The organism is Pantoea sp. Ap-967 (genome assembly GCF_011752565.1).
Lineage (GTDB): Bacteria > Pseudomonadota > Gammaproteobacteria > Pseudomonadales > Pseudomonadaceae > Aquipseudomonas.
The window spans coordinates 1-1,595 of record NZ_VWXK01000071.1 but is presented as its reverse complement, the minus strand read 5'-3'; the positions used below and the strand labels follow the sequence as shown (position 1 = coordinate 1,595).

Genomic DNA, 1,595 nt, shown 5'->3' with positions numbered 1-1,595 from the left:
GCGACCTCAGGAGGCCGAACGGAGGTCTTGCGGAGGGAGGTGACGGGCATGGATGCCCGTCAAGCGCTGGGCCCCAGGATGGGGCCTGCAGCGCGGTCCTCCCGGGAGCAAGACCGGAGTGAGGGGACCCCGGAGCGTAGCGCAGGGGCCGTATGTGGGAGCGAGGGTTTTTTGGTGGGCCTGTCCCGTGACAACGGACGCCAAGAGGCGATACTTGAATCGTTCTCTTGGAGGTTGTCATGTCCACTCGAACCTATCGTAACTACACCGAAGAATTCAAAATCCAGGCCGTTGCCTTGGCGCAAACGGTGGGAAGAACCGAGGCTGCCCGGCAGCTTGAGATTCCCGTAAAGACGCTGGATAACTGGGTTGATGCGTCTCGCAAAGGGCACTCGTTAAGCTCCGCCGACCGACGCCCTGTCAGTAAAGACGACAGCGAACTGGCGCGGCTCAGAGCCGAAAATGCCGAACTCAAACTGGAGCGCGAAATCCTAAAAAAGGCGGCGGTATTCTTTGCCAAAGAGTCCAGGTGAGATAAGCCTTCGTCGCTAGTGAACGGGCTCAATTCCCAGTGCGATTGCTGTGCCGGGTGATGGGTGTCTCAGTTTCAGGGTTTTACGACTATCAGCATCGCCAGGGCCGTCCAGATCGAGACGCTCAGATTCGCGTTGATTTGCACAAGGCCTACGCAGCCAGCCGGAATACCTATGGCCGACCACGGCTGGTCGAAGCTTTGCGCCGACAGGCACACGCGGTGGGTCACAAACGGATAGGTCGGCTGATGCACGAGGAACACATTCAAGGCAAATGCAAAGGCGGCTTCAAACCTTGTACGACTGATAGCCACCACTACCTACCTGTAGCGGACAATGTGCTGGCTCGACAGTTTTCCGTGAATAGCGCGACGCCCACTTGGGTCAGCGATATCACCTACATCGCCACCAAAGAGGGATGGTTGTATCTGGCAGTCGTACTCAGCATTCAGACTCGCCAAGTGCTGGGTTACAGCTTGGCGGATCGTATGCCGGACGACTTGGTTGAGCGAGCCTTCATCAACGCTTGGAACGCATGCCTTGGCCTCTACGGTGTTGTATTCCACTCCGATCAGGGGCGTCAGTATGCAAGCAGCAAATTCCGCTTCGCGCTGGCCAAGAAAGGCTTCACGCAGAGCATGAGCCGGAAGGGCAATTGTTGGGATAACGCCGTAGCTGAGAGCTTCTTTGCCACATTGAAGCGAGAAGAGGCCTGCCGGGTTTATCCCAGCAAGCAGCAAGCGCACCTGGCAATCGCAAATTACATCCACGGGTTTTACAACAGCAGTCGACTGCACTCAGCCCTGGGCTATCGTTCACCGAACGAATATGCCAAAGGCTTGAGAAAGGCGGCTCAATAGCCAGCCTCTTGGCGTCCGTTGTCACGGGACAGGCCCACCAAAAAACGCTGGCTCCCACATCCGGCCCCTACGCTACGCTTCGGGGTTCCCTCGCTCCGGCCTTGCTCCCGGGAGGACCGCGCTGCAGGCCCCATCCTGGGGCCCAGCGCTTGACGGGCATCCATGCCCGTCACCTCCCTCCGCAAGGCCTACGCTCGGCCTC

The 1,595-nt window shown here is 58.6% G+C and carries 1 protein-coding gene and 1 pseudogene; both read left to right on the top strand.

Annotated elements, in window-relative coordinates:
• Positions 1-239: 239 nt before the first annotated feature.
• Positions 240-533 (top strand): transposase, encoded by a 294-nt coding sequence (locus tag F3J45_RS29515; RefSeq protein WP_167070870.1) that lies wholly within the window; start codon positions 240-242, stop codon positions 531-533.
• Between the two features lie 17 nt (positions 534-550).
• Positions 551-1,393, top strand: a pseudogene (locus tag F3J45_RS29510) (IS3 family transposase); the annotation flags it as partial.
• Positions 1,394-1,595 lie beyond the last annotated feature (202 nt).